Origin of the sequence: Streptomyces sp. NPDC006208, from assembly GCF_040613775.1 — a bacterium.
In the GTDB taxonomy this organism is placed as follows: Bacteria; Actinomycetota; Actinomycetes; order Streptomycetales; family Streptomycetaceae; genus Streptomyces.
The window spans coordinates 1-26878 of sequence record NZ_JBEXSW010000076.1 but is presented as its reverse complement, the minus strand read 5'-3'; the positions used below and the strand labels follow the sequence as shown (position 1 = coordinate 26878).

The window sequence follows — 26878 nt, the reverse complement described above, 5'->3', positions numbered from 1 at the left end:
TACCAGCTGAACATCCCGCTCCACAGCACCCCCTCCCTAGGCGCTCAGGATAGATCCACTCCTGCTCCGCACATGATCGACCGGACAAGTCCTAGCGGTCGGTAGTTCGTTTGCCGGTCCGGCAAGAAGCGCTCCACCTCAGAACGATCTTGCCCCACGCGTAGGCGGGAATAGTCACCAGGTTTCAAGACCGACCGGGACGCCGACAGCATCTCCCACCCCATGAGTGCTCCGCTCAGCACCGCTCCTGTCACCAGGGGCACCATGACTGCAGCGACCAGGGCCCGGCTGACGCGGCGCCGAGCACGGCGATGTTCCTGCGGCAACTGGCCGCCGGTCCGGGAGGCCGCGGGCGCGAGGAGCCGTGGTGGCTGTGACGCAGGTGCGTGCGGGATCCACGCGGCGACTGCAAAGCCCCCGTCGCGCGGACCATGGTCGAACGAACCGCCGGCCAAGCGCACACGTTCTTCGAGACCGACGAGGCCACGCCCCCCACTTCGAGGCCGGGGCTGCAGGTTGGCCGCGGATGCTGGCGGGCCGTTCTCCACGACGACTCTTGATTCCGTTGCCGTATGCGTCACTTGGACGGTAGCCGTCGTGCCGGGCGCGTGCTTGGCAACGTTGGTCAGCGCTTCCTGCACGACGCGATGAACCGCCCGCTCCGCTACCGGTGGCAGGTCGTCTGCCGTGCCGTCGGCGTACAACTTCACCGCCAGGCCGGCCGCGGAGGCCTCTTCGATCAGGCCTGTGAGACTGGAGCCGTTAGGGTCCGTCGGCGCGTCACTGGTCTCTTCGCGCAGGACACCGATCACCTCGCCGAGACGCTCCACTGCGCCTGCCGCCTTGGCCCTGATGTCACCTGCGGCCCTTCGGTGGTGCTCTTCAAGGCCCGGCGCGAGCTTCAGGGCACCGGCCGATAAGGCGATCAGGCTGAGGTCATGGCCCAGTACGTCATGCATGTCCTGCGCGATACGCGCTCGCTCGCGCAGTCGGGCCTGCTCAGCGACCAGCTCCTGTTCGCGTTGCAGTTGTTCTGCACGCTCCCAACCGGCCCGGACAAGCTGCTGATACTGGCACCAGAAACGGCCCGCGAACCAGGGGAGCATCGTGGCGACGACCACCACTGTGACAAACCGGCTGGCCAACGGCAGCCAGGCAGGCACGACGGACAATGCCACGACGCTGGCCGCGAGAAGCCCAACCAGAGCGAGCACAGTGGGCGCCATCCGTCCAGGCCACCGTCCGGCCAGGAAGGCGGCGATGGCAGTCGGGACAGTCCACCACAGGTTCACCATGCTCAGGCCAGCGGCCGTCACCGCGGCCGCTGTCAGAAGGCTCCCTGGAGCAAGAGTCCGCGGGGAAACATCCGTCCCGGTCGGAGTCCCACTATTGATCACCATGCTGTCCACGGAAGCGACGGTACGGACATCGGGAGTCGTCCGACACTGCCGAAAGTCCAATCTGCGCCAGTAACCGGCGAGCACCGCAGCTTGAGGGGCAGGCTGGCCAGACACGGCCAAGTCCCGGACCCGAGGCGAGACTTACTCGCGCACGGAGACTGAACAGAAGAACTTGACGGGGAACTCCACGAATGTCGAGGCCCGTGTGCGTCGTGGTCTGGTCGGCCGGGCCCGTCAGCACGGCCGGCCTGTTGCCGCGGTCGTTTTCCTGACTGGTCTGGAGCGTTGTGAGGCCCGTAATGCTCTGCGGCCGGCCAGTGGGCGTGTTCCTCTGCCGGTTCTGCGTCGGCAGCGTGAGTTGACTCTTGCGGCTGTGCCGTTGCTTGCCGGTGAGGGGTTCACCGATATCCGTACGGTCGGCGGGACGAGCTCCTGACCGGCCCGGGTCCCCGGCCTGCGTCGGCGACCGCAGAAGCAGCTGGACGGCTCCCCGGCCGCCGGGCTGTGCTGCGGCCGGCTCCGCGGCAGTACGACTGGGGTGGCAGGATCGGGTGGATGGTGGATCGGGTTGTTGCTGCGTGTGATGGGGCGTCGAAGGGGAATCCGGGGCCGGCGGCCTGGGCGTGGGTGGTTGCCGGTGTGGATGGTGAGGTGGCGTCGTGGGAGGCGGGCCCGCTGGGCCGGGCGACGAACAATGTGGCCGAGCTGACGGCCCTGCGCGAGTTGTTGGAGTCCGTCGATGCGGGGGTGCCGCTCGAGGTGCGGATGGATTCGCAGTACGCCATGAAGGCGGTCACGACGTGGCTCGCGGGCTGGCGGCGTAGGGGCTTCAAGACGGCGGCGGGTTCTCCGGTGGCCAACCGGGATCTGGTGGTGGCGATCGACGGGCTGCTGGCGGGGCGGGATGTGGTGTTCGTGCACACTCCGGCGCACCGGGTGGGCGGGGACCGGCTGAATGCGGCGGCCGACGGGGCGGCGAGTCACGCGGCCCGGACGCAGGAGCGGTCCGGGTCTGCGGCCGGTTCGGTTCTGCCGCCGCCCGAGACTCCGGCTGCCGCGACGCGCCCGTCCCGACCGGGTGGGTCGGGCCGTCCGCGGCGCTCCTCTTCGGCCGGTCCGTCGGGTGGTTCGGTGAAGGCGAGGTTCCCGGGGCGGTGTTCGTGCGGGCGCCCCTACGCCAAGGGGGAGACGATCACGAAGAACGCCGGCGGCTGGGGCCATGCGGCCTGCGCCGCGGCGGCGTCCGCGTAGACCGCGGGGGGTTCCCCTGGTGGCCGGGGGTGGCCTGCTCACTGTCGGTCCTGCGGCCTGCCGGTCGACCCGCATGCCCGGACCGCGCTCGGCCGGTGAGGGTTCGGCTCGGCGGCTTTATTGTCGCCCGCGGGCTTCGTGTCAGTCGTCTGAACTGTGCATATACCGATGCTTGTCCGTGCAGGGAGTCTCATGGCTCTGCTGATGTGCCGACCTGTGTCCATACCGATGCTCCGAGCGTCTGTCTTTCGGTGCCCGGCTCATGGGGCCGAGGACGGTCCGGTGCGGGACTTCGGCGTGTACGCCGGCCGTACGACCATGTCCGGCGCTGCACTCCTGTGTGCGGCGCCGGACGCGCCTGCTCGTCCGTAACACCGTTCCGGGGAAGAGGACCACCGTCATGGGCTTCACGCTCGCCACGGGCGGCACTGTCTCGCTGACCAAGGCCGCGTACGGAGCTACAGCCACCCTCGCCGCGTGGCGTTCACGCCGGCCTGGAACCTGCTGGAGGCGTCCAGTCTCTCCATCAGGGTCGCCATCATTCGGCGCACGGTCCGCAGGGAGACGCCGAGCTTGCGGCCGGCTGCCGTGGTCGTTGTCCTGGCTGAGTGCCGTGTGGCGAGGATGGAAGCTGAGCAGGTCGTCGCCGTCGAGTGGAAAGGCTTCCGTGCGCCCCAGGCGCTGAAGCAGCGCGTTGTGAACGGTGGTCTTCCCCGCGCCCGGTGGGCCTGCCACGAAGGGAACCGTGGGACTCTCTCGCGATGCACCGGTAAGCGTGGGGCGGACCAGTTGGTTGAACAGCCGGGCGTTGTCCCGGTCCGACATGGAGGTCGGGTACAGAGGTGTGTCACTCATGCTGGCTCGCCCCTCAGCCGGCGCAGGAGTCCCGGGTAGTCTCGGCGTATGCGCGCCACGGCCTCGAGGTCCGTCGCCGTCAACTGCCGGCGCTCGGTGACGTACGTTCGCTGCTCGATCAGTAGCTGCTCTGTCTCTTCGGGGGATGCGGCTGATGAGATCCGGCCGCTGTAGGCGGCGATGACGGCGCCGAGCAGCTCCCGAGCCGTGGCGAATTCGACGGCCTGCTCTGCTGTCCAGCCACCTGCGCGATCGAGGTTGCTACGCGACGGCTCATGCATGGGCTGCCCTCCTGTCGTTGGCGCGGTACAACCGCACCCGTTGTTGTCTGGCGTTCGCATAGATCGGGCTGCGGGTGTCGGCAGACTGGGGCGGAAGCCCGCACGCACCGAGGAGAACCCCGAGATGCAACCGACCACCCCGTGGCACAAGAGCTCCTACAGCCTCAATGAGGACAACTTCTGTGTGGAGACGGCGCAGTTCCCGGATGACCGCACGGGCGTCCGCGACTCCAGAATTCCCTGCGGTCCGGTGCTGCTCATGCCGACCAGGCAGTGGACGGCGTTCGTCCACCACCTCAAGACCGCCTGACGGCGGCGGCCTGAAGCACTGGAAGCTCGCGCCCCTATCGGCCTCGGCCCACTCCTCCCTGTGCCTCGGTCGGCAGTCTCGCCACTGCTGGCCGAGGCACGGCACTGGGGCGCCGAACCGATACGGGGCCAGCCGACGGCCCGCGGCCCGGGCATGGTCCTCAGCCCCGCGTGCTGCTGGTGTGAGCTGGGAGCGTCGCTTCTGCTCCTCACCGACCTGCTGCAGTTGTCTGCGCAGTTGCGAGGCGTGTGCGCTCGCCCGGGCAGCTTGGTCATGTGCGTAGTGCTGGTCCTGGCGCGGCGAGCCCGGTCGATCCTCTCGGGCGGCGCGCCTTGTTGGACCAGCCGCTGGACGACGTCGTGGGGACCGGCTGCCGGCGCGGGGGAGGGAGCGCTCGCCAGGCGGCGGGCGGTCTTCTGCGCGCGGGCGAGGCGGGCTGCCCGTTGCGCGATCTCCTGCTCGGTCAGCAGTCGCAGCGGTAGCGGCGTCTCCCAGGTCAGAGGCGCCACCCGCTGGGGTTCCGGGGCTCCGGCGCTCACAACGGCGCCCTGGGGCCCTTGCCCGCAGCCGCGGCCGGTACGGCCACGCTGGGCGCCGGCGCCATCTGCTGCGGCACTGCCGCCTGCGTGACGCCGGGCGGCAGAGTGACTGCAAGGCGGCCGCCGTGGACGGCTGCGAGGTCAGCCAGGGTCTTCAACAGTGCACCACTTGACCTGGAACCGGCACACCCCGGCCTACGCCGTCGCCCGGCTCGCCCGCCACCCCGGGGCGGAGGTCCGCGCGTTGGTCGCTGCCCGGCCCGACGTGGGACCGGACCTGGTGGCGGAGTTGAGGGAGGACCCGGACGAGGACGTGCGGATGTGCGCGCCTCCACCCATTCCCCCGCACCTGGGCCGAGTACTGGGCGATCCGCCGGGTCATCGGGCACGGCCCTGACTGCACCTGCCCGATCACCGAGCCGTTTACCGAGTCGAATACTGAGCCGGCCGTCGGGCCGTCGCCACCACTGGTTCGCCGCCTGTGCGGTGTCCGAGGAACCGGTGCTCCGCCGGGTTGCGGCAAGTTGGCCGGGCCTGTCGGCGGAACTCGCCGAGACGCTCGCGCAGGACGACGACGAGGAGGTGAGGATCCGGCTGGCCTGCCACCACCCGCTGGCTCCGCCGCACCTCCTCTTGGACGTCTTCGTCACCCGCCCGGCCCACCGTCCGCACCTGCTGGCCCTGCCCGCGTTCCCCCGTACCGGCCGGGCTCACCTCGTCGACCACCCGGATCCCCAGGTACGAGCCCTGGCCGCAGCCGATCCCGCCTTGCCCGACCCCCCGGTGGAGGACCCCGACGCGTCGGTGCGCCGGGCAGCGGCCGCCAACCCGAGCCTGTCACCGGAAGTCCTGGAGACTCTCCTCGCCGACCCCCGTACCGCCGAGGGCGCTGCGTCCAACCCGTCCCTCCCCGTTCCGCGCATGCACGCACTCCTCGACCACTGCCTGAACGGCACCGCCACCCCGCCGGGGGCCGTCCAGCGCTGACAGACGACACCCACGGAGCGATCACAGGCATGGCAACCTCCGTGGACCATCGACTGACGTCGACACACCAGACAGGCGTTTCCAAATCTCGGTTCTGGCACAGATCTTGGGAAGTCGTCGCGGAGGGTTACGATGCCGTTCGATTGCGAGGGCCGCCGCGAAACCCGGCTGCCTGACTCGCACGCTCGCCGCGTGGCCTCCGTGCATGACCGTTGATCCGTTCCAGTGCCGCTGCGTCCTCTGCCACGACTACGGTGACCGAGACGAAGCGGATCGTGTGGATCTGACGATCACCGAGAACGTGCAGCAGCACGGATGGCACGTCGTGATGGTTCCCGAGGACGAGATCGGTCCTGGACTCGCCTATACGATCGGCCTTGCCCACACTCACGGCGCACCTGAACTACTGAACTTGATTGAGTGATGTCGGCGCCGTTCGCCTGACGGCGGCCGCTCAGCGCGGGTAGCTCTGGACCGTGAGATACGTGCAGGGCGGCGGGTTGACCGAGGCTGGGAGAGCCGCGCGGGAGCGGATCCGGCTTCAGGCCGTGGGACGCTTCGAGCGTGGGGACAAGAACCGGGAGATAGCCGCCGCGCTGCGAGTCAGCGAGCGGTCGGTGGAGCGGTGGCGCCGCCATTGGCGCGAGCGCGGCGAGGCTGGAGTCCTGTCGAAGGGCTCACCCGGGCGGCCGAGGCTCAGTGAGAAGCAGGTCGCCAAGCTGGAGCGGGAGTTGGAGCGCGGCCCCCTGGTCCACGGCTGGGTCGACCAGCGGTGGACCCTAGCCCGCGTGAAGACGCTGATCGGTCGGCTGTTCCACGTGAGCTACACAGTCGAGGGGACATGGCGGTTGCTGAAGCGGCATGGCTGGTCGTGGCAGCAGCCGGCCCGCCGCGCGATCGAGCGTGACGACGCTGCGGTGGACCTGTGGAAGAAGGAGGTCTGGCCGCGGGTAAGAGCATCGCGGCGGCCTGCGACGGATGGATCGTCTTCGAGGACGAGGCCGGTCAGTCGCTGACGCCGCCGCGAGCCAGGTCCTGGGGCCGCAGGGGCTGCACCCCGGTGGTCCGCGTGCGCGGCCGGGGCTCGGGCCGGGTATCGATGGCAGGCATGACCTGCTACAAGCCTGGCGAGCGGTCCCGGCTCTTCTACTCCGTCCGCGAGTACACCGGGCGCAAGGACCAGCCCAAAGGCTTCGGCTGGCGCGACTTCCGCGATCTGCTGATCCGCGCGCGCATCCAGCTCGGCGGCCCGATCGTCCTGGTCTGGGACAACGTCCGCCTCCACCTGACCAAGCCCTTACGGGCGTTCATCGAAGCGAACGCGGACTGGCTCACGGTCTTCCAGCTGCCCACCTACGCGCCAGACCTGAACCCGCAAGAAGGCGTCTGGTCGCTGGTCAAGCGCGACATCGGCAACCTCGCCGCAGCCGACCTCAGCCAGATCACCCGTGCCGTGAAGCGCAAGCTCAAGATGCTGCAGTACCGACCGGAAGTCATCAATGGCTGCCTCGCTGGCACCGGCCTGGTGCTGGAAGCGTGAGCACGCTGGCTGGCCGATCGGCGATGGGTCCTGCACCGGTCGGAGTCTAAAATCGCTGGTCAGATACGGTGACGAGATGAACGAGAGCCTGCCTGCCGACGTAGCCGACGTGCTTGCGGCAGTCCTGAACGGGGACACCCCCGTTTATATCGCGCTCCGAAGGCAGGTTCCGCACCTCAGCGTGCGAGCGCGCTGCACATGTGGGTGTGGCACCGCCTACTTCGAACTCGACACCAGCAAGGTGGACCCTGCACCCACTGGCCCCGGCACGGTAGTGGCGGCCGAAGCGCAGCTCGTCACCGAAGCCGGCGAGTGCCCAGGTGAGGTCCTGGTCTTCACCCAGGGCGGCTACCTGTCGTGGCTGGAAGTCTGTTCATGGAGCGACGACATCGAAGTGACACTGGCCGCCGCGTGTCACTGGTTGCAGACACGCTCTTGATCCCGAACGACCAGCGCCCAGAGGGCTCCGCGTCACTGCCGACATCACGAATTCAAGTTCAGTAGCCATGTTCGGACTGGATGTCCACGCCATGCACCGCATGCTCAATGGGCTTGGAGCGCAGGTAGCCGCGGGTGCTGTGGTGGCTGACGGCCAGAGGCATCCTGACGTTATCGACGGTCACCAAGTTGCACTCAGGAATGTGGATCTCCGCTGGTACCGGACCTTCTTCGGACGGGCGATCGGGTTCTACCGACGGCCACCTTTTCCCGTGTTGCAAGTTGCGTGGCCCGACGCGGACGACCGCTTCCATTGGGAAGAACAGGCTCAGGAGAGGCATCGCGAGTCACAGCCTCAGCTGTGGTTGCCGCCGAGTGAGCACCCTGGCGGGATCTGGACGACCGAACTCTGACCTCGGACGTTGCCGACCGGCAATAGGCCCGCGCAGGCGCGAGGAGCTACTGGAGCAAGATCATCTTGCGGAGCAGTTCGAATCCGGCTCGACCGTAGAGCTGTCTCTTGATCTTCTTGATGCGGTTCACGGCGCCCTCGATGCTGCCCGAGCTCCAGTCCAGGGTGAGCCCGGCTGTTACTGCGCCGAGGTCTCGGAGCAGGTGGAGTGCGAAGCCGGTGAGGCCGGGTAGCTGGCTGGCATCGACTGCGTCGATCCAGGCGGGAAGCGTGTGGCCGAGCCGGCTGCTGAGTATCTCGCCGAAGCCGCGGACGTGTCCGGCGGTCGTGGCCAGCTCGGGGCAGCGGGTCAGAACGTCTTTCAGTGCAGTGCTGTCCTCCTCGGTCAAGGCGGCGGGGTGACGGGTGAGCCAGCCAGTCACCTGCCGCACCGTCGGCGGCCGGGGCGCCGCCTCGGGGGGAGCCCCGCGCAAGGTCGCGATGTGTGCGCGGACCATGCCGTAGGTGACCGGGGCATGGTCGGCAAGCAGCTCGCCGTGCAGTTGGGTGACGCTGGTGCACCCCTCGGCGAAGCGTCGCTCCAGGTAGGGCTTGTAGGTGTCGAGTCTGCTGGGTCAGGGCCGGTTCTCGCGGAAGGTGTCCTGCCAGTGCGCGGCGTTCGCGTACCGGAGCACGGTGTTGAGGCCCCAGCCCAGGTGCCGGGCGATCGCCCGGCGTGAGTGACCTTGGGAAAGGAGCTCGTGGACCAGGGCATGCGCTGCCTTCTTTCGCTCGGCCCGCCGGCCGATGGGCGCCGGGTCGTCCTGCGGCCGACCTGCAGCCAGTCGGGTGGCCTCCGCCAATATGCCGCTGGGCGAAGGATTACGCAGGCAGTCGCGATGGGCGGCGACGCAGGTTTCCACGGCCCGGCCGAGGCCCTGCCATAGATGGAATCGGTCGGCGACTTGCAGAGCGTCGGGGGCGCCGCGGCGGGCACCGTCGGCGTAGGCGCCCGCCCGGTCCCGGCAGATAATCTCCACGCCGGGGTGGCGGATCAGCCATGCGGCCAGTGGTCCGGCTTCACGGGTCGGGAGTACATCGACTACGCGATGGCCTTCGACGCTGGTCAAGACGGTGGAGTAGGTCTGGCCGCGGCGGATCGCGAAGTCGTCCACGCCCAGCACTCGCGGCGTCTCGGATCAGGCACACATTCCGTGAGGACGATCAACGGATGCTGTCGCTTCTGGCTGAGTGGAGCGGGCCGGCGCCAGGTTAGGCGTTACTGGCTCTTGGGATGCAGGACTGCCTCGGCGATCTCGCGGACACGGTCCATGGTGACGCCGGTCCGCTGTTCGACCGCGAGGGGGTGGTCAGTGGGCTCCAGCTCGATGAACGGACGCTGGCCGACAGGACGCGTGTGAGCGTGCGTCTTCAGGTTGGTGGTGCTGGGTGAGTACAGCCCCAACTCGGTGGTCAGCCAGCCGAAATAGGGGGGTTCGGCTTCTCGGCCGGGCGACTCCCACATGTTGAGGGCGCGGGCGAAACTGTCCCGGCTGAGGGAGACCCAGACACCCCAGGAGAACGCGACATCGCTGTCGACCACGGGTATCTCGATCAGGCCTCTGATGAAGAAGTGCTCGTTCTTGATGATGCACTGATCGGAGGAGAGCATGCTGGCGGAATCGTCTGCAAAGCTCTCGGACCAGACGTCGGGCGCCATGGTAGAGAACCCCATCGGGAGTTCTGCGTGGTATTCGCCGCAGCAAGAGCAGGTGAAGCCGAGATCGTTAGCCATGGCCGGGAGCCTAACGATCTGTTGCACCGCCGCCCCGGACGGGTGACGGCAAGCTGGATCGCCGGCGACTCACAGCAGGTCCTGGCACGCGACGCGGTCTGCCTGCTCGACGTCCCCACCCACAAGACCGGCACCGCATTCACCAAGCCCGTCGACCCGATCCTCGGCCAGGCCATCGACGCCTGGCAGGCCGTCAGACCATCCCAGCCCGCGTTCATCGGCCGCAGGACCGCCGAGCAGGTGGACCTGCTGTTCGCCTTCCGGGCCCGGCGAATATCCCCGGCCTACATCAACAACACGGTCATACCCATGCTCTGCCGCAAGGCCGGCGTCCCGGCCGCCGACATCCGCGGGAACATCACCAGCCACCGGGCCCGGTCCACGATCGCCAGCCAGCTCTACAACGCCAAGGAACCGATGACCCTGTTCGAGCTGCAAGCCTGGCTCGGACACCGCTCGCCCCAGTCCACGCAGTACTACGCGAACCCTCGGGAATTGCATCAGGCGGGTGAGAACCTGCAGGTCGCCAGGTCGCGGCGAGGTAGGGGAGGACTCCGGCTCTACTACGAGATGGCGGCCTGACCTGGCACGTTGCTGAGGAGATCCCTTCTGATGCATGATTTGCTCTCCAGAAGGGATGGTCTGGAGTGGTGCATCAGCGCAAGGCGGCCCTGGCAGGGTCGGCTCATCTGGAGCTGGTCTCCGGGGTGGTCCAGCTGCGTCCGGAGGACGCGATGTTCGACGCGATGTTGCGGGGCTGGCGTGCTCAGCAGAAGTCGCGGGGGCTGCGGGACGAAACGGTCGACGATCGGGAACGGCTCATACGACGGTTCCTGGAGTTCGCGAACGAGTACCCGTGGCAGTGGACTCCGGCCCACGTGGACGAGTGGTCGCTCTCTTTGACGAGCGAGAAGCACCTGGCGCCGTCCACGATCCGCAGCTATCAGGGCGACGTCCGCATGTTCAGCGAGTTCCTCATCGACGGGCGCTATGGCTGGGGGCCGGCCTGTGAGGAAGCCTTCGGAACGTTCCCGGTGGCCATCTGTCACGAGTGGAACACCATCGCCCACCTCAACGACTACGAGGGCGAACCGGAGGCGAAGCCTTTCACCCGGGAACAGTTGCAGCTCTTCCTCGACTACGCCGACGACCAGGTCGAACGAGCGGTACGGGCGAAACGCAAGGGCGCCCTGGCGGCTTACCGTGACGCCACCCTCTTCAAGGTGATCTACGGGTGGGGCCTGCGCCGGACCGAGACTTCCAAGCTCGATCTGGTCGACTTCGGCCGCAACCCGAGGGCCCGGCAGTTCGGCAGGTACGGCACGCTCAATGTCCGCTACGGCAAGGCGAAGAAGGGCCAGCCGCCGCGGCGGCGGAACGTGCTGTCGGTGATGGACTGGGCCGTCGAGGCGGTCGCCGACTACGTCGAGAACGTCCGGCCGCGCTTCGGATTCCCTGATCACCCGGCTCTGTGGATCACTGAACGCGGGGGCCGCCTCCAGCCCGGCTCCATCAACGACCGGTTCGAGGCATACCGCGACGCCCTGAAGCTCCCAAGAGACCTGACTCCCCACTCAATCCGCCATTCTTACGTCACGCATCTGACCGAGGACGGGGTCGACCGCCGGTTCATTCAGCAGCAGGTCGGCCATGAGTGCGACAGCTCCCTGGCCATCTACACGCACGTCAGCGACGACTTCATGAACACTTCCCTGCACAAGGCACTGGCTCCGGCGTTCGCCGGGGCCTGACAGGAGGGATCCGGCGATGGCCGCCAAGCTCGACTACCACTGGCACCTGCGCAAAGTCATGGCCGACCGCGGGATGTTCTCCACCACCGACCTCATCCCTCCGCTTTGCGAGCGCGGTATCAGCCTGTCGTCGAGTCAGGTCTACCGGCTCGTCGTCGAGCGACCGGAGCGACTGAGCCTGAAGATCCTCATGGCCCTGCTCGACATTCTTGACTGCGCCATGGACGACCTCATCGAGCCCATCGCGGCGGCCGGGGCCGTGAAGAAGCCGAAGAAGGCAGCCGCCGGCGGCTCGTCACCCTCTGCGGAGGGACTCGGCGGACTGCGGCCAAAGCGGGCTCGGATCAGGGGTGTTGACCGGCCATGACCAAGGCTGATCATCTCGACCGCGCCGTCACAGACCCGGTCCGGCTTGATCACGGAGCTCGTCGCCGATGTCGAGAGGGAACTCGGCATCGAGACGATCCGAACCGTGGTCACCTCGGTCGCGGGCGGTCGTGCGAAGTCACGGAGCTTGGCCAAGGCCCTGGCGATGCGGCCCGTGGTCCTGACCGACGGTTGTTCTCCGGCGCCCCGGGCCATTGGTGATCTGCTCATCGAGCTCCGCAAGGCTGGCGCCTCGGCGATCGCACCGCCGGTCTGCGCCGAGTGCGGCAAGACGCTGCGAACCCTCCAGCGCAAGGGCCGGGACTGGTACTGCGGAGTCTGCGGTCAGGAAACCGCCGAGTGCTCCGCCTGCGGCAACGTCCGACGCGTTGGTTTCCGGGACCGCAAGGGCCTGCCACGCTGTTCGATGTGTCCCGACCACGACGACCGTGATCCCGTCACCGTCGTCTACGAACTGATCACCGCGATCGCCCCGGGCGCCCACCGTGACGCGGTCGCCGAGGCCCTCCGCCGGACGGCACCCCACCGTCCCCACTATCGCCAGCGAGTGGTCTGGGCCCTGGAGGAGAACCCCCGGCTGCTGACCGGGGAGGGCCATCTGGCGCCGCATCGCGCCATCCTGCGGTTCATCGACCTGCTGCACACGGCAGGTGCCGCCGGGATCGTCCGGCCCGCCTGCCCCCGCTGCCGCCGGGTGGTCCGCATCGACAAGCCGCTGGACGGGCAGCGGGTCTGCCGCAACTGCATCCCAAGTCCCGCTTCGAAGAATGCGTACGCTGTGGTGCCCGGCGCGAGCCGGCCACCCGCGACGCCGAGGGGCGGCCGCTGTGTCCGAGCTGCCTGGTCAGGGACCCGGCCAACCTGGAGACCTGCATCGTCTGCGGCGAGTCACGCATGGGCAACTCCCGTACCGCGGACGGGCCGATCTGCCCGAACTGCCGCCCTTTGCCGGTGCTGCTCTGCTCGATCTGCGGCCGCACCGCACCCTGCATGCTCTCGAAGCTCACCGGCCTGCCCCGCTGCGGAGGCTGTGATCGACGCCAGGCTCACTGCACCGTGTGCGGACGAATGCGTGGCATTCACTCCGGCACCGCTGATGACCCCGTCTGCGGCCCCTGCACCGCGCCGGACGCTGAGCTCTGGCGTCCATGTCCGACCTGCGGACAAGCCGAGCGGCTGCATGCGCCGGGCCGTGCCCGCGCTGCACACTCAAGCAACGGCTCCACGAGATCCTCGGCGACGACACCGGCTCTGTAATCCCGCAGCTGCAGCCCCTCCACGACGCCCTGGCCAGCACGGAACGGGCCGGCACCGCGATGCGCTGGCTGTCCAAGGGCATCGTCTCCACGGTCTTGTCCGATCTTGGTTCCGGCCGCCGTCCCCTCACCCACGACGCCCTGGACGAACTCCCTGAGGGCAAGGTCGTCGAGCACATCCGCAGCGTTCTCGTGGCCACCGAAGTCCTGCCTAGGCGGGACGAGCAGATGGTCCGTCTCGAACGGCTCGTGAAGGACCTCGTCGAATCCCATGCGACGGCTGAGGGACGGAAAATCCTGCACCGGTACGCGACTTGGCACCTCCTGCGCCGGCTTCGCCGACGCAGCCGCGGCAAGGAGATAACGCACTACCAGCTCACGGGCACGCGGCAGCATCTGCGGGCGGCCGTCCATCTCCTGGACTGGCTCGAGGAGCAGAACCTGACCCTTGCCACCTGCCGTCAGGGCGACCTTGAACGCTGGATGACCAGCGACGATGTCCGCCACCGCAGGGAGGCAGGCCACTTCGTGCGCTGGGCCCTGTCCCAGAAGATCGCCCTCGACCTCAGCTTCCCAGCTGTCCGATGGAACGGCCCCTCCCAGGCGATGGACGACGAGGCCCGGTGGGACACCTCCCGCCGCCTGCTGCACGACGACGCCCTCAAGCCCGAAGACCGCCTCGGCGGCCTGCTGTTGCTCCTCTATGCCCAGTGGCCCGCCGCGATCTCCCGCCTCACCGTCGACCACATCGAGGAGACTGACGGAGCCGTTCGCATCCGCCTCGGCGCCGTCCCGGTTGAGCTTCCCGCACCCGTCGCTGAACTGGCCCTCCAACAGGTCGAGGTCCGCCGCAGCCATGCCGTCCTCGGCCGCACAGACTCGCCCTGGCTCTTTCCCGGAGGCCAGCCCGGTCGGCCGATCAGTGCCTGGGCCATGGGCGAACGGCTCCGCAAACTCGGCATCCGGCTCGCGGAGGCCCGCTCGACCGCACTGTTCCAGCTCGCCACCGAACTGCCCGCTGTGGTCCTCGCCCGCACCCTCGGCATCGACATCACCGTCGCCGTCAAATGGCAGCGAGCCGCCGCCGGAGACTGGGGCGCCTACGCAGCCGACGTCAGCGGACGGCTGTCACGTCAGAACTGACGACGAGAGAGAGGACACGCCAATGGGCGTTTACGTGTCGGTCCGAGGATGGCTGGAGTGCGACGAGACACAACTCGTCGCCGTCCAAGAGATCATCTCGTCCCACGAAGACAAGCACTACTCCAACGGATGGGGCTCACCGCGTCAGCACGTCAACTGGACCCACTACATCTTCTACGGCGCCGACATCCGTGAGTCGGCCCTGGACTGGTTCATTGGTCAAATCAGAGAGATCGCTCGGCTCCCCGCTTCTGACGAGGACGGAGACCTCGTCCAGGGCCTGTTCCTTGCCAGCCACGAAGTTGACGGGACGACCGAATGGCAGGTCCGCGATGGTCAACTCTTCACCTTGCCAGCCGACATCAGACACCAGTACCTCGACGGATAGCCCCACCCATTCCGAGAGTTCCAATACCCGACTCCACCATTACAGGTCTCCCTGAAGCGAAAGCGCGCCGCCGTCACCACCCTCAGCGCCCACGTCGTCGACCGCCGCGGCCAGGCGGCCCCCACCTCCGCCACCGCCTACGAACTCCGCTCCGTGGCCGTCCCTTACGGCGGCTGCACCGAACCCAGCAACGTCAAAGCCGGCGGCAGCTCCTGCCCGATCCGCTTCCAGTGCGCCGGCTGCGGCTTCTACCGCCCCGACCCCTCCTACCTGCCCGCCATCGAGCAGCACATCAACGAACTGCGCGCCGACCGCGAAACCGCCCTGGCGATGGACGCCGCCGAGTTCGTCACCACCGCCCTCACCGCCCAGATCACCGCCTTCGAACAAGTCGTCACTCGCATGAGCAGGTACCTGGCCGTCATGCCCGGCAACGAACGCGCCGAACTCGAAGAAGCCAGCACCGTCCTGCGCCGACCAGACCGGCGCTCCGCCCCCTCCTGCCTCTGACCGTCGTCAACCGCATCCCCACCGGATCGCAGTGAATCCCCACGGCAACCCGGCCCCCCTCGCCCAGGCCCGCGCCCGCATCAGCGCCGACAAGCGCCAGCGCGCCCTCGACGCCATCACCACCCTCGAACGCGACGGCCACCCCGTCACCCACACCACCGTCGCCCGCGCCGCTGGCGTCTCCACCTGGCTCACCTATACCGACACCATCCGCCAGCACATCCAAGCCGCCCAGCACCGCCAGGCCGCCCGACCGGCTCCCAGCCGGACATCCCCCGCCATCACCCCCTCGACCACCGCCACGCTGCGCACGGAACTCGAACTCGCACGTCAGGAGATCAAACAACTACGCCAGGAACGCGACCGAGCCCAGACTGCCGTACGCCACCAACTCGGACGCCAACTCGACGCCCTCACCACCCATGACCTCACCACCCGCATCGACGAACTCACCCGCCACAACCACCAGCTCGCCGACCAGCTCCAGCAGGCCACCGAAGAGAACACCGCGCTCCGTGCTCGCACTACCTCCCTGGAACAGGACCTCGCAGCAGCCCGCACCAGCCTGCGCCGCATGATCCGCACCGAGAACACCGCAAGGTGACCGGGGCACCCGGCGACCTGCTGGCCTGTTCGCCGCCAGGCCTCCTGCCCCAACGGAGAACGACCGGGCGCGGATGCAGCCGGGGATCGGGGTCCGCCCGCCGGTTGCGCGTCGGCGGGCCTCCGCGCTGGTGCCCCGGCAGGGTCGACGGACTGATCGCCGACCGTCACGGACGGCGTTCGATTCGGTGCTGACCGTTGCCCCTTGAAGCATGGGGTGATCTACTGCCTTCCGATGTCATTGGGGGGCATAGGTGCGACAAGGCGTGTGTGCCGTGCACGTGGAAGCGCTTGGTTGGGGGGCGTCAGGGGGTGCCGATGGCTTTGGCACCTGCTGATGGCGGGCGGCGTAGCCGGCGGGATTTCGCCTACCAGGATGTAGTCACTCTCTTGGACTGCCTGGACATGCTGGATGGACAGTGGACCTCGGTGTCCTGGGAAGACCTGGAAGACATCCTCTGCTACCGCGATGACGCGCCGAACTACCGCCAGGTCAAAACGATCGAAGAGGCCGGTAACCGGCACAGTGTGGCCAGCGTCTGCAGGGCGGAAACTCCGCAGAAGACGGCGGAGACGAGCTACCTGGGCAAGTTGTTCGTGGGCAAGCCTCTTCCGGAGGGTACCCGCTTCACGCTCATCATCAACGAGATGCCTCAGCCCAATCTGTATGAGTTCGCGGTGGAACGGGACCGCCCCCGCGGGCCGGTGAGCGAGTCAACGCGCAATCACCTCATCGAACGGCTGAGCGATCTGCAGCTTCCGGACGGCCGCGACATGGCCTGGTGTGTAGACCGCCTCGATGTCCTCGTCGTTGGCCGCACGATCGAAGATGTCGAACGAGAAACGCTGCAACGTCTGGCTCCGCACGTCGGTGCGCTCCTGGGCACCGGACCAATGTACGCGGAGGTGGAGGAGGTGATGACCCGTCTCATAGAGGACATCGCCCGCAGCGCCCGGGCCCTGCGGGCGCAGAGTGTCAGCCGCGATACCTTCCGGGCAGCCCTGGAGGACAGCGTGCGTAAGGTCACCGGTCGGCGCAGCGACGGCTCCACGGAACCTTTGATGACACTGCAGGAGAAGCTCCGGCCGGCAGGGGTCTCCGATGTGGAAGCCGAAGCCCAGCACGAGGCCATGCTCACCTTCCGGCGCAGACGCCGGGCCAGCATCGGCACCAGACGGCAGCAACTTGATGACCTGGCCGACGACGTTCACGCCCTGTGCACCGTCACCATGGCCGAGCGGCGCAGCGGCGTCATCCCTCCAGGCCCCGACGCCTACCAGGCGACGGTTCTCAAAGTCGCTCACATGCCCCAGGTAGCCGATCGCACGTACAACCTTGTGGATGCCCTGGCCACACTCAGCGACATCACCGCGCGCTGTCTGAACAGGTACGTCGATGCCTCATAAGATCGGCAGCCGCGTCGTCCCGCCCCTGCACCGCCCCTGGGACCCGGACGACTCACCGGACTTCCACGCCGCGCGCCTGTTGCTGCTCATCCACCTGTGCGGCCAGCAACCGGGCTCCTACATCGCCGGTCGGACCAAGTTCGCCAAACTCGACTTCTTCCTGCGCTACCCAGGGTTTCTAGAACGAGCTCATGCCGCCATGCCGCAGGTCGTGCCGCTCGGTGACGCCTTCTTGGCCCAGGACTCCACCGAGGTCGAAGCGCCCATGGTCCGCTATCGCTACGGCCCCTGGGACCACCGCTACCGGCAGTTCCTGGTCCTCGTCTCACGCGAACTGGTCACCGTCACCACCAGCCACAAGCCCGAACGCATCAAGCTCAAGGCCGCCGGCCGCAAGGCCGCGGAGCGGCTCGCGCGCACGCCTCAGTTCCAGCCGCTGGTCCGTCGCTGCGAAGCCATGGAAGGCAACCTCGCCAGCATGACCGGCACCCAGCTCAAAGACCTGATCTACGAGCTGTTCCCGGACGAGGTCGGCAACGCGCCCTTCCGCCAAGAGATCCAGCCATGACCAAGCCTGTCATCGCACACCCCGGCCGCGGCATCCGTGTCGAGTCCGTCCGGCTCGTGCAGCACACCGGTGAGATCGACGAGTACACCTTCCCCTCCGGCATGCTCAATGTCATCACCGGGGTCCGCAACAGCTCAAAGACCACCACCCTCAAGGCGATCGACTACTGCCTGGGCGACCGTGACAGCCCCCGAGACGCGCTGACCATCGCGGTAGCCGAGAAGTATGTCGAAATCAGCACCGATCTGACACTGAACGGCACCCCGCACACGCTGACCAGGTCCCTTCAGCACGGCCGCATGAATAGGGTCTACATCGACGGAGACGACCTGAACGTCGACGCCTTCTCCAGCTGGATCCTGCGGGAGCTCAACTGGCCCGACCTGCAGATCCCCAAGGGAATCGTCGCCGAGTCGGCCAACCAGCTCACACCTTTGTCGTTCCGCAACACCCTGCGCCACATCTACCGCAACGAAGACTCCTGGACCGACTTCGCCAGCAAGGAAGCCGAGTTCATCCGGCGCGCCGTCGTGAGCCAGCTCCTCGGATTCGCCCGCGTCAAGTACTCCAACAAGGACTTCCATATCGCCCAGGCCAGGAAACGCCTGGCCGAAGCCCAGGCCGTCGAACGCGAAGTCCAGGAGAGTACCCTCCAGGCCGTCACCGCCATCTCCGACCGCCTCAACATCCCCGTCGCCCGCTCACTGGAGCAAGTAGCAGCCGCTCGCGACGCCGTCCGAGCCGAGCTCGATGCCGCCTACGAGCAGCGCCGACAGCTCACCGCCGACATCAACAGCATGGTCCACGGCGGCCACGAGACCACCGGCGCCGGCTATGACTCCACCCTCACCGCCGACTACGAGAACACCTCACGCCGCCTCCAGCGCGCCCTGGACGAGGTGACCGCCCTTGAGCAACTCCTCGACGAGCATAGGAAGTCAGCGCAGACGGTCACCGCGGAGATCGGCCGTATGCAGCGCCTCATCACTTCCGTCGATCTCTTCGACGCCCTGCCTGTCCGGCTCTGCCCTGCCTGCGAACAAAGTGTCGATCCACGCCGTCCCCACGACGACGACGCCTGCTACCTCTGCAACCAGCCCGTCAGCGACGACCAACGCCGACGCCGCGCCCAAGTTGAAGTCCGCTCCTTGGAATCAGAACTGGCAGACCTGCAAGACGTCATCGCCCGCACTGCCGGCGACCTGCAAACCGCCCACGAACGCCGTACTCACCTGGAACAGCAACAAGCCGAACTGGCCAAGCGCATCAACAACGAACGAGCTGCCCAACTGGCCCCCTTCATGACAGCGCTGGAGGACCTCGCCGGGAACATCGCGCAGCTGGAACAGAAGATGACCGCCTTCCCGGCTATCGAAGAGATCCTGCAACGCCGCATCGAGGCCACCCAGACCGTCGCATCAGCCCAGCAATCCCTGAACGACATCACCGAGGCCCAGCCCCCGCACCAAGCTGTTGGCCTCTCCCCGGCCGACCGTTGCGCCCTCTTCGCAGACCGCATGAACTCCTTCCTCCAGACCTACCGAGGACACGGCTGGGTCAAGGGAAGCATCACCATCAGCGACAGCGACCTCACCTTCTACGTCGGCACCCGACCCTGGAACCAGATCCTCGGTGCCGAACTACGGGTGCTGTTCTTCCTCGCCTACAGCTACGCCACTCTCTTCCTGGCAAACGACCTGGACGAAGAGTGCGCCTTCCCCGGATTCCTGATGCTCGACAACCCCTACCAGCAAGGCATCGACACCAGCGTCATCAAGGCAGTTCTACAGGACCTGGGAGAAGCCGCTCAAGCTACGGGCACACAGGTCATCACGACCCAAGCGCTCCCCGAATCTCTCCAAGGCCAGAACATCCGGCACATCAAAATGCCGCAGGTCTACGAGGCGAATTGAGAGACGCTGCGTCCGACCAAGCACGGCTCACAGCGGATCAACTACCACCGATGTGTCGTGTGAGGCGCCCCGAAGTTCTCGGACAGCGGTCCCCATAGGATCGAAGTCCAGAACGGCGGAGAGAGCACGTGGCACAGAAGCGTAGGAAGTTCAGTCCTGAGTTTAGGGACGAGGCGGTCAAGATGGTGGTGGTGGAGTCCCGCCCGATCGCCGAGGTCGCCCGAGAGATACAAGTGAACGAGGGAACGCTGGGCACCTGGGTCAGCCGGTACCGGCTAGAGCACGCCGGGGAGGAGCCTCCCCTGACTATCAGCGAACGCGCCCGCCTGCGCGAACTGGAACGCGAGAACCGGGAACTCTTATGAAGACCGAGTTCCTGGGAAAAGCGGCGGCCTTCTTCGCCCAGGAATACCGGTGACGGAGAAGTACGAGTTCATCGACGGCGAGGCCGACAACTTTCCCGTGCAGCAGATGTGCACCTGGGCGGGAGTATCCACGTCGGGCTTCTACCACTGGAGATCGAGGCCATTGTCGGCCACCGCGAAGCGCCGTGCGGAACTGAGGGCCGTCATCCTCCAGGTCTTCTCCGACTCGCAGGAGACCTACGGCTACCGGCGTGTCCACGCCGTGCTCCAGCGGATGAACGTGCAGGCCGGAGCAGAACTGGTCCGCGCGCTGATGCGCGAGCTCGGCCTGGTGCCATGCCAGCCGCGGCCCTGGCGGGCGACCACGATCGCCGATGATGCGGCGCCGGCCACGCCCGACCTGCTGGCCCGTGACTTCACCGCTGACGCTCCCGGGCGCAAACTGGTCAGCGATATCACCTACGTTCACACCTGGGCCGGGTTCCTTTATCTCGCGACCGTCATCGACTGCCACACAAAAGCTGTGGTCGGCTGGGCGATGGCCGACCACATGAATACCTCTCTCATATCGGATGCACTCGATATGGCGGCCCGGAACATCGACCTCGCCGAAGGCTGAATACTTCATTCCGATCGCGGCAGTCAATACACGTCTCGGGAACTTCGTTGCAAGCTCCGCTCGTTGGGCCTGCGAGCGTCGGTCGGCCGCACCGGTGTCTGTTGGGACAATGCGATGGGTGAATCATTTTTCGGCGCCCTAAAAAAACGAACTCGTGCACCGAACTACGTTCCCATCACGCGCACATGCCCACCGGGCGATCGTCCGCTACATCGAGATGTTCTACAATCGAAAATGCCTCCACTCCGGACTCGGCTACAAGACTCCCGCAGAAGTCCACGCCGAGTACGAGGAGTTGCAGGCAGCGGCATAAGGAGAACCCTCAACACCGCTGTCCGAGAAGGGCAGGGCCCCTCAGTGTGCCGCTGAGTGCGGCGTGTCGGGGTCGTCTGTGAGACACGATTCGGTAGCGTCGGACTCCGACAGGCCAGGGGACGGTCTGGAGGCGAGCGGTCCGCCCGGGCGGAGGCGCAGAGACCTCAAGGGTGGGATGCCCGGTCCTTCAAGAAGGCAGGTGGAGTGTTCCGCTCGCGGATCTCGTGCGCTCCACCAAGCAGGAGCTCGCCAATGATCTTGTGGAAGGCGAGGACAGACGCGAGCGCTACGAGGCGTACGGGCGAGTGGCGCTGATCAACGGCAGGCCGACGCGCGACTCACGACCTCTTTGCGGAGGCGTCGGCTGCTCCGGCCACGACAGCGCGACGCCCTGGCCGGAAACCCGCGCGCGCTTCCGTGCCCAAGGGCCCTGCATCGACGCACAGTAGCCTCCACTGGCCACCGGCCTTACGGTCCGCCGCCGCTCTCGCTCTGGGACACTGAAGGCCACCCCGGAAGGCCGAAGCCGCCCGCACGCCCGCTGGTGGCTGGAACGTCGGCTGACCCGACGGCGGCGGGGCCGGACAGGATCACCCTGGCTGGCCCCGCCGCTCGTTCTCGGCGAACGACGTCCTCATGCGCGGGCATTCAGCTACCGAGTCGGCATCGATGACCCTGCTCAGCGGTGTAAATGAAGCCGCAGCGCTGGCACTCTTGCACCCCATCGACCACGTTCGCGCAATGGAAGCAGAAGTCGATAGGTGTCTCTGGAGCGGCAGCGGTCCGGGCCCCTCGCACCAGGCTGCTCATCGCGCAGACGGGACACCGGTTCGGGGCGTCACCGTCGTACGAGGCATCAGGAGCGGCGCGGTCGAGAACGCGGACGGCGTAGCGCAGAGCCAGGCCCTGAGGGCTATAGCCCTCAACGCAGAGGTGGCAATACATGGGGAAGAAGCCGGCGTCCGACTGGCACCACTCCGGCACACCTTCGATCGTTGTTGGAGTGAGGGCAAACTGCTGGCACTCTGGGCAATGAAGGGTACGCGCTCTGGCGGGCCCCAGCACCGGAGCGAGGTCCTTCATGCGCTCTGCTACGTAGCCCTGGATCGTACGGACCCCTCCGCGGATTCGGTCCATGTCGATCTCCGCGTGGTGCCGTTCCTCTTCATCCGTTATGCGCTCCAAAATGTGCTCACCGACGAAACTGATGAGGAAGTTCAGTACTTGGGCAGTGGTGCTCTCAACCTTGCCAGCTTTGGCGTTCTCGCCGACCAAGCCATAGTGCTGCAGAGCGTTGCGGCGTTTGGCCAGGTCGGAGAGGGCGCCCTCATCACGCTTGTTGAACTTGATACCCGCAATGTTGGTCAGCCGCTTACGCGTCTCTTGCGGACTGCAGCTGTTCAGCGTTCCATTCTCGAGCGCTTCTCGCGTAGCGTCCCCGGGGTTGGCGAAAACCAGGGACCAATGCACCATCTGCAGACGCGCCTTCAAAAGCACCTCGGCGCCTGCAGCCAGGTGCAGCACGGCGTACTTCATGGCCCTCGCACTTGGTTCGCTTCCACCCTCTAGGTGCTCTGCCACGCTGACCAAGTAGTCCAGACCATTCATGACTGGCGGAAAGTGCACGTCACCTGCGAGCTCCGCTACGCGCACCTGATAGTAGGACCCGTTATGTTCGACCAGGCGCTGATCCACTGACTGCGGTATCTCCTCGAGTTCATGACTCGACGCATCATCGATAGATTGCTCATGCATGGGGATCCTTCGGAGCGAGTCAATCTTGGCGGAGGATCTTCTCACGCACACGGTCCGCTGTGCGCCTTCTGGAGGGTTCGCAGGGCTGTCAGGCGGCGGCTAGGTGAATGGCCCGTTCTCGGCCCGGTTGGGGCGTGACGCGGTGACGACGACAGCCTGCCGTCGGGCGTCGCCCCGGTGAAGCGGACCTGATCGGCCGCCCAGTCGCCCAGAGGCCGCCACGGGCGCAACCGTCCGAGCAGATAGCCGACCGCGCGGGCGACGACCGCGGTAACGACGATGCCCATCACGACCACCGCATCCCGATCGCGGACAGCTGGTCCACCCGCTCGGGGGTCAGCGTCGCGGCCCGACTGCGCTGGTTCCCGATCCACGCACCGAGCCGGAGCTCCCGTTCCTCCTGGTCCTCGCTGACGATCCGTTCGACGTGCTTGCGCGGTACCCGCAGGTGCCCCTCGCGCTCGAAGAACTGTTTGGCGGCCTCGTAGTTCAGCGCCCACTTGTCGGCCTGCGTACGGCGCGGCTTCGGCTTTTCGTCCTCGTTGGCGGGCTGGATGCCGAGGATGTGTTCGCACATCCACTGCTGCACGGTGGTGAGGTTGTCCCAGCCGAGCTGGACCGAGCGCACCCACCGGCCAAGGTCCTCGCCTTGGTGCACGACGTCGTCGGGTTCGGTGGGCAGCTCGCCGCCGACCTCTTCGAGGTGGAGGCGGGTGAGGTGGAAGGCGCGTTGCCATTCCACGGGCCAGGTGGGGCACCAGGACGGGTCGATGTCTTCCAGCTGCTCGCGCCGCTTGTCCGACAGCGCCCCGGCCGACAACTCCACTGGCAGGCCCTCGGCACGCCGCTGCTCGTCCTCGGCGGCCTTCCGGGCGGCGGCGCGAGCGTTCTTCAGCCAGATGCCCACCTTGTAGCCCTGGTGGGTCGCGTCCAGCGGGGCCAGTAGGTGGCCCGCCTCGGCGGCCCACCCGCGCGCGGCGGACAGGCCCTCCTCCCACGCGACGTCGAAGTGGCTCCAGACCATGCCCAGCTTCTCCAGCTGCTCGATGCGGTCCTCGTCCATGTCGCCGCGGGCGTAGAAGCGGCGGCAGTCGGCGATCCACTGCCCGAGCGGGAAGTTTGCGAGCGAGGCCGGCCATCCGACCCCTTCCGCCTCTTCGCCTTCGGGGACGCGGTACGTGAACGGCACCTTCAGGTCGCCGTGCTCGCGAGCGTAGATGACGGCGGCTTCGATGCCGCGCCGCCAGTGCTGGTGTTCGGGGTTGAGGACGCGCAGGTTGATGAACGCCGCAAGCTGCGCTGGGTCACGGGGCGTGCTGAACTTCAGTAGAGCCCGGGCCGGAACAGACAGTTCACGGTCGCTTCCGTCGCTCTCGGCTCCCTCGCCTTCCTGGCTTCCGCTACGGGTCTGTACGCCCTTGGAGCGGCTTTGAGCCTGTGGCTCCGCGAGGGTCTCCACGATGCGGGCATCGTGCGCTCGGAGCGCTTCCAAGAGCTTGGCCAGCCCGGCGAACGCCCGGCTGGTGAGCATGTTGTCGGGTGTTTCGCCGGGCCCGAGCAGGACCGGTACGACGAGCGACGCGGTCTTGCCTTCGCCGGGCTGGATCCGTAGTGCTCGGCCGACGGCTTGGACGAGGTCGGGCATGGAGCCGCGCACGTCGGCCCAGTACACGCTGTCGCAGTTCTTGGTGTCGACGCCCTCGCCCAGGACCTTTACGGACCCCAGGTACGCCTTCTCCACGACGGTGCCGTCGGTGGCGATGCCGTCGGCGAACTCCCCGAGGACCCGCTGGCGGTGATTCGGCTTGTGTTCGCCGCACAGCCAGTTGGCCCAGATCGTGGCCGGGTAGAGCTCCGGGTCGGCGGCGTGCAGCTGCGCGGCGGCGTCCGGGAGGCCGGCCGCGAACGCCTCGGCCTCCTTCACGACATGGTGGAAGACGAGCGTGCGGCGGAAGCCTTCCTCGGCTGACGCCTTGAGCAGCGCGGTCTGCAGGGCCGCGAGCCGCGCCCCGCGCATCTCGTCCGTACGGCCCTCGGCACCGAGCAGCTGCGCGGCCTGGAGCTGCGTGTCGGTGATGTCCACGCACACGACCTGGTACGGCGCACAGATCTCCCGGTCGATCGCCTCGGACAGCGTGAGGGTGTAGCAGCGCGCCCCGAACGGCCCGTCCGGGTCGTCGTCCATGCTCGCCACCAGCTCGCCCGGTGCGCCCTGCTCGGAGTTCTCGTCGAGTTGCCACAGGCGTGGTGTGGCGGTCATGTAGAGGCGGCGCAGGGCGGGGATGCGGGTGTTGTCGTGGACGACTGCCCAGGGCTTGCCGATCCGGCCGGAACATCTGTGCGCCTCGTCCACGACGATTAGCGACCACGCCGGAAGACCGGCGGCGTGGGCCCGCTCCAGGGTGCCCAGCCCCAGCGAGGCGTACGTAGCGAACACGGTCACCTTGTCGAACGGCCGCACCCACTCCACGAGCTCGCCCACGTCGGTGGTGTTGGGGAAGGACACCTCCTCTCCCCGGAGGGAGGAGATCCCGATCATCGGACCCGTGCGGCCGCCCTCGCGCCACGCGGCCTCGGTCTGGGCGAGCAGGTCCAGCGAGGGCACGAGGACAAGGACACGGCCCGCGTGGAGCTCCTCCGCGCTGCGCACGGCGACGAGGCTCTTCCCGGATCCGGTGGCCATGATCACCTGCGTCCGGAGCCCTCGCTCGGGCACAAGTGATCTTGCAGGAAATTCGAGAGCTCGGATAACCGCATCCACGGCCTCTCTCTGATGAGGGCGGAGGGTTTTCTTTTCCATCGAGGCGTCCCCTTTTCCGGAATCTCATGTGCTCGTCTCTACCGCCCGTGCGCTTTCCCCAGCGCGCGCTTCTACGGCCGCGGTCAGGCGGGCGTGCAGGTGCTCGAGGAAGCTCCAGAGGTCCTCGGCGGCGATGCGGTAGCCGGTCTCGTCGAGGTCGTAGGTGCTGCCAACCAGGGCGCCGGCCGTGAGGTGGTAGACGCACCCTGTGGTGTGGCTGAGGGCGTACATGCCTCCACCGCCGTCTGTGGCGAACACCGACACCATGCCATCAACCGCGCCGGTCAGCCGGTTGGGACAGTTACCTGCCTCGACCTGGGCAGCGAGGGAGGCGGCGTCATCGATCCAGATCCCGTTGTCGAGGTCGGGCAGTGCCACCGAACCGAGATGCCCGTAGTACTCCAGGAGCGGACCGGGCAGACCCCGGCCGGCCAAGGCCTCCGCTGCAGCCGCACTCTCTCCGGCCAGGACGAGGCCCACGGTATGCTCCCCGGGCGGATAGCCATGGACCGCCTCGAAGCCGGACATGAACTCGGCCGCAAGGAGCTCCATGCCCTGCCGCCATTTCCGCAGATCTACGAGGCGCACTCGATCACTCCTCGGATCGGTCAGGGTCATCAGCTCCAGACTATATCTACACTCTATTTTGAAGCACGCATCGGTCGTACACTCTCTCCATGACACACTCCTGGTATGTGCTGCTGGAAGAGCAGACCGTTGAATCGCAGCGCATCGAGTCCCACCGTTCTCGAGCTCCACCAGTGGTGGCTGAGCTCCAGCCGGCACATCGAAGGAGACAGGCAAGAAGCCGAGCAGGCGGCCAAGGAACTGGCCTTCGACTACATACCGTCAAGGATGCAAAGACCCAGCCGGCCTGAGGACCGCCCTGCCCGAGCCGTCTTCCGGTGACGGTGCATACCTGGTCACCCTTGATGACGGCCGCTACGAGGGGGAGCACCGCCTCCGGATCACAGTGGCCGAGCTCGTCCACACCGAGGAGCGGGTCGTAGGACCACGAGAGAGTGTGGGGAAGCAGATCCGCACGCTCTTCAGCTGACACCAGCTCAAACCCCCAGCCACAGCCCGCAAGCACCGCAATCCCCCTCTAGCTAGCCTGAGGCCGCGTCAGCAGCCTCCAGGGGCCTGGAGGCGAAGCCGGAAGGACCCAAAGGGCGGGGGAGCGCAGCGGACCCGCCCCCAACGGCCCGCAACGCGGGCCGTATTGGCCCTGAAGCGAAGCGGAAGGGTGCCGGTGCCCGAGCGCCAGCACCACCTTCACCAGGCTCGGCATTGCGGCGGCGTTGAGAAGAT

The 26878-nt window shown here is 67.2% G+C and carries 29 protein-coding genes and 3 pseudogenes; 22 read left to right on the top strand and 10 right to left on the bottom strand.

Translation table 11 applies throughout. From position 1 onward, the window contains the following. Positions 1–44: 44 nt before the first annotated feature. Positions 45–1400 (bottom strand): histidine kinase, encoded by a 1356-nt coding sequence (locus ABZ208_RS37060; RefSeq protein ID WP_356913860.1) that lies wholly within the window; start codon positions 1398–1400, stop codon positions 45–47. A gap of 172 nt (positions 1401–1572) precedes the next feature. Here ABZ208_RS37060 and ABZ208_RS37055 point away from each other — a divergent pair, with 172 nt between their 5' ends. Beyond that, on the top strand, positions 1573–1836 hold the full coding sequence (locus ABZ208_RS37055) for an AAA family ATPase (RefSeq protein ID WP_356913858.1): 264 nt from the start codon (positions 1573–1575) through the stop codon (positions 1834–1836). A 119-nt stretch (positions 1837–1955) separates the two neighbouring features. Then, positions 1956–2651, top strand: a complete 696-nt coding sequence (locus ABZ208_RS37050) for a ribonuclease H (RefSeq protein ID WP_356913857.1) — start codon at positions 1956–1958, stop codon at positions 2649–2651. Positions 2652–3109: 458 nt separating this feature from the next. Here the strand turns inward: ABZ208_RS37050 and ABZ208_RS37045 are convergent. The 3 genes and pseudogenes from ABZ208_RS37045 to ABZ208_RS37035 all read right to left on the bottom strand — a co-directional run. Beyond that, positions 3110–3235: pseudogene (locus tag ABZ208_RS37045) on the bottom strand (helix-turn-helix transcriptional regulator); the annotation flags it as partial. A 19-nt stretch (positions 3236–3254) separates the two neighbouring features. Continuing rightward, positions 3255–3476 (bottom strand): annotated as a pseudogene (locus ABZ208_RS37040) (zeta toxin family protein); the annotation flags it as partial. A 26-nt stretch (positions 3477–3502) separates the two neighbouring features. Beyond that, positions 3503–3787, bottom strand: a complete 285-nt coding sequence (locus ABZ208_RS37035) for a hypothetical protein (RefSeq protein WP_356913856.1) — start codon at positions 3785–3787, stop codon at positions 3503–3505. Positions 3788–3911: 124 nt separating this feature from the next. Here ABZ208_RS37035 and ABZ208_RS37030 point away from each other — a divergent pair, with 124 nt between their 5' ends. The 8 genes from ABZ208_RS37030 (at position 3912) to ABZ208_RS36995 (ending at position 8014) form a co-directional block, all read left to right on the top strand. Next, positions 3912–4097, top strand: coding sequence for a DUF397 domain-containing protein (locus ABZ208_RS37030; protein ID WP_356913855.1), 186 nt, complete (start codon positions 3912–3914; stop codon positions 4095–4097). A 708-nt stretch (positions 4098–4805) separates the two neighbouring features. Beyond that, the gene (locus ABZ208_RS37025; RefSeq protein WP_356913854.1) at positions 4806–5033 is read left to right on the top strand and encodes a hypothetical protein; all 228 of its coding nucleotides are present in this window, start codon (positions 4806–4808) and stop codon (positions 5031–5033) included. Between the two features lie 104 nt (positions 5034–5137). After that, entirely contained in the window at positions 5138–5623 is a 486-nt protein-coding gene (locus ABZ208_RS37020) for a hypothetical protein (protein ID WP_356913853.1), read from the top strand. Between the two features lie 205 nt (positions 5624–5828). After that, positions 5829–6047 (top strand): DUF4262 domain-containing protein, encoded by a 219-nt coding sequence (locus ABZ208_RS37015; protein WP_356913852.1) that lies wholly within the window; start codon positions 5829–5831, stop codon positions 6045–6047. A 52-nt stretch (positions 6048–6099) separates the two neighbouring features. Further along, a complete protein-coding gene (locus ABZ208_RS37010; RefSeq protein ID WP_356913851.1) occupies positions 6100–6639 on the top strand; it encodes a winged helix-turn-helix domain-containing protein in 540 nt (179 codons plus the stop codon). Beyond that, positions 6582–7163, top strand: a complete 582-nt coding sequence (locus ABZ208_RS37005) for a transposase (RefSeq protein ID WP_356913859.1) — start codon at positions 6582–6584, stop codon at positions 7161–7163. The genes ABZ208_RS37010 and ABZ208_RS37005 overlap by 58 nt, the downstream gene beginning before the upstream one ends. Before the next feature lie 76 nt (positions 7164–7239). Beyond that, complete coding sequence (locus ABZ208_RS37000; RefSeq protein ID WP_356913850.1) at positions 7240–7602, top strand: hypothetical protein; 363 nt, start codon at positions 7240–7242, stop codon at positions 7600–7602. A gap of 67 nt (positions 7603–7669) precedes the next feature. Further along, entirely contained in the window at positions 7670–8014 is a 345-nt protein-coding gene (locus ABZ208_RS36995) for a DUF4262 domain-containing protein (RefSeq protein ID WP_356913849.1), read from the top strand. A 46-nt stretch (positions 8015–8060) separates the two neighbouring features. Here ABZ208_RS36995 and ABZ208_RS36990 read toward each other — a convergent pair whose 3' ends face one another. The 3 genes from ABZ208_RS36990 to ABZ208_RS36980 all read right to left on the bottom strand — a co-directional run bounded on the left by ABZ208_RS36990 (position 8061) and on the right by ABZ208_RS36980 (position 9787). Then, positions 8061–8435, bottom strand: coding sequence for a transposase (locus ABZ208_RS36990; RefSeq protein ID WP_356913848.1), 375 nt, complete (start codon positions 8433–8435; stop codon positions 8061–8063). A 192-nt stretch (positions 8436–8627) separates the two neighbouring features. Continuing rightward, a complete protein-coding gene (locus ABZ208_RS36985; RefSeq protein ID WP_356913847.1) occupies positions 8628–9167 on the bottom strand; it encodes a transposase in 540 nt (179 codons plus the stop codon). A 104-nt stretch (positions 9168–9271) separates the two neighbouring features. After that, positions 9272–9787: a DUF2199 domain-containing protein gene (locus ABZ208_RS36980; protein ID WP_356913846.1), complete on the bottom strand. Its 516-nt coding sequence runs from the start codon at positions 9785–9787 to the stop codon at positions 9272–9274. Positions 9788–9829: 42 nt separating this feature from the next. Here ABZ208_RS36980 and ABZ208_RS36975 point away from each other — a divergent pair, with 42 nt between their 5' ends. The 12 genes and pseudogenes from ABZ208_RS36975 to ABZ208_RS36920 all read left to right on the top strand — a co-directional run bounded on the left by ABZ208_RS36975 (position 9830) and on the right by ABZ208_RS36920 (position 21461). After that, entirely contained in the window at positions 9830–10369 is a 540-nt protein-coding gene (locus tag ABZ208_RS36975; RefSeq protein WP_356913845.1) for a tyrosine-type recombinase/integrase, read from the top strand. Positions 10370–10437: 68 nt separating this feature from the next. Further along, a complete protein-coding gene (locus ABZ208_RS36970; protein WP_356913843.1) occupies positions 10438–11538 on the top strand; it encodes a tyrosine-type recombinase/integrase in 1101 nt (366 codons plus the stop codon). Between the two features lie 16 nt (positions 11539–11554). Then, on the top strand, positions 11555–11905 hold the full coding sequence (locus ABZ208_RS36965; protein WP_356913841.1) for a helix-turn-helix transcriptional regulator: 351 nt from the start codon (positions 11555–11557) through the stop codon (positions 11903–11905). A 1168-nt stretch (positions 11906–13073) separates the two neighbouring features. Further along, entirely contained in the window at positions 13074–14324 is a 1251-nt protein-coding gene (locus ABZ208_RS36960; RefSeq protein ID WP_356913840.1) for a hypothetical protein, read from the top strand. 22 nt (positions 14325–14346) lie between these two features. Continuing rightward, on the top strand, positions 14347–14712 hold the full coding sequence (locus ABZ208_RS36955) for a hypothetical protein (RefSeq protein ID WP_356913839.1): 366 nt from the start codon (positions 14347–14349) through the stop codon (positions 14710–14712). A 153-nt stretch (positions 14713–14865) separates the two neighbouring features. Then, complete coding sequence (locus ABZ208_RS36950; protein ID WP_356913838.1) at positions 14866–15222, top strand: hypothetical protein; 357 nt, start codon at positions 14866–14868, stop codon at positions 15220–15222. A 31-nt stretch (positions 15223–15253) separates the two neighbouring features. Next, entirely contained in the window at positions 15254–15826 is a 573-nt protein-coding gene (locus tag ABZ208_RS36945) for a DUF6262 family protein (protein WP_356913837.1), read from the top strand. A 317-nt stretch (positions 15827–16143) separates the two neighbouring features. Next, complete coding sequence (locus ABZ208_RS36940; protein WP_356913836.1) at positions 16144–17232, top strand: dsDNA nuclease domain-containing protein; 1089 nt, start codon at positions 16144–16146, stop codon at positions 17230–17232. After that, entirely contained in the window at positions 17222–17800 is a 579-nt protein-coding gene (locus ABZ208_RS36935; protein WP_356913835.1) for a hypothetical protein, read from the top strand. Before ABZ208_RS36940 ends, ABZ208_RS36935 begins: the two co-directional genes overlap by 11 nt. Beyond that, positions 17797–19713 carry a hypothetical protein gene (locus ABZ208_RS36930; RefSeq protein WP_356913834.1) on the top strand — a complete coding sequence of 639 codons (1917 nt, stop codon included), beginning with the start codon at positions 17797–17799 and terminating at the stop codon, positions 19711–19713. The genes ABZ208_RS36935 and ABZ208_RS36930 overlap by 4 nt, the downstream gene beginning before the upstream one ends. A gap of 128 nt (positions 19714–19841) precedes the next feature. Beyond that, positions 19842–21010 (top strand): annotated as a pseudogene (locus tag ABZ208_RS36925) (IS3 family transposase). 226 nt (positions 21011–21236) lie between these two features. Continuing rightward, entirely contained in the window at positions 21237–21461 is a 225-nt protein-coding gene (locus ABZ208_RS36920) for a hypothetical protein (RefSeq protein WP_356913833.1), read from the top strand. 199 nt (positions 21462–21660) lie between these two features. Here the strand turns inward: ABZ208_RS36920 and ABZ208_RS36915 are convergent, their stop codons facing one another. The 3 genes from ABZ208_RS36915 to ABZ208_RS36905 all read right to left on the bottom strand — a co-directional run bounded on the left by ABZ208_RS36915 (position 21661) and on the right by ABZ208_RS36905 (position 26185). After that, a complete protein-coding gene (locus ABZ208_RS36915; RefSeq protein ID WP_356913832.1) occupies positions 21661–22767 on the bottom strand; it encodes a hypothetical protein in 1107 nt (368 codons plus the stop codon). Positions 22768–23053: 286 nt separating this feature from the next. Next, positions 23054–25567, bottom strand: a complete 2514-nt coding sequence (locus ABZ208_RS36910) for a Helicase associated domain protein (RefSeq protein WP_356913831.1) — start codon at positions 25565–25567, stop codon at positions 23054–23056. A 24-nt stretch (positions 25568–25591) separates the two neighbouring features. Continuing rightward, entirely contained in the window at positions 25592–26185 is a 594-nt protein-coding gene (locus ABZ208_RS36905) for a hypothetical protein (protein ID WP_356913830.1), read from the bottom strand. Positions 26186–26878 lie beyond the last annotated feature (693 nt).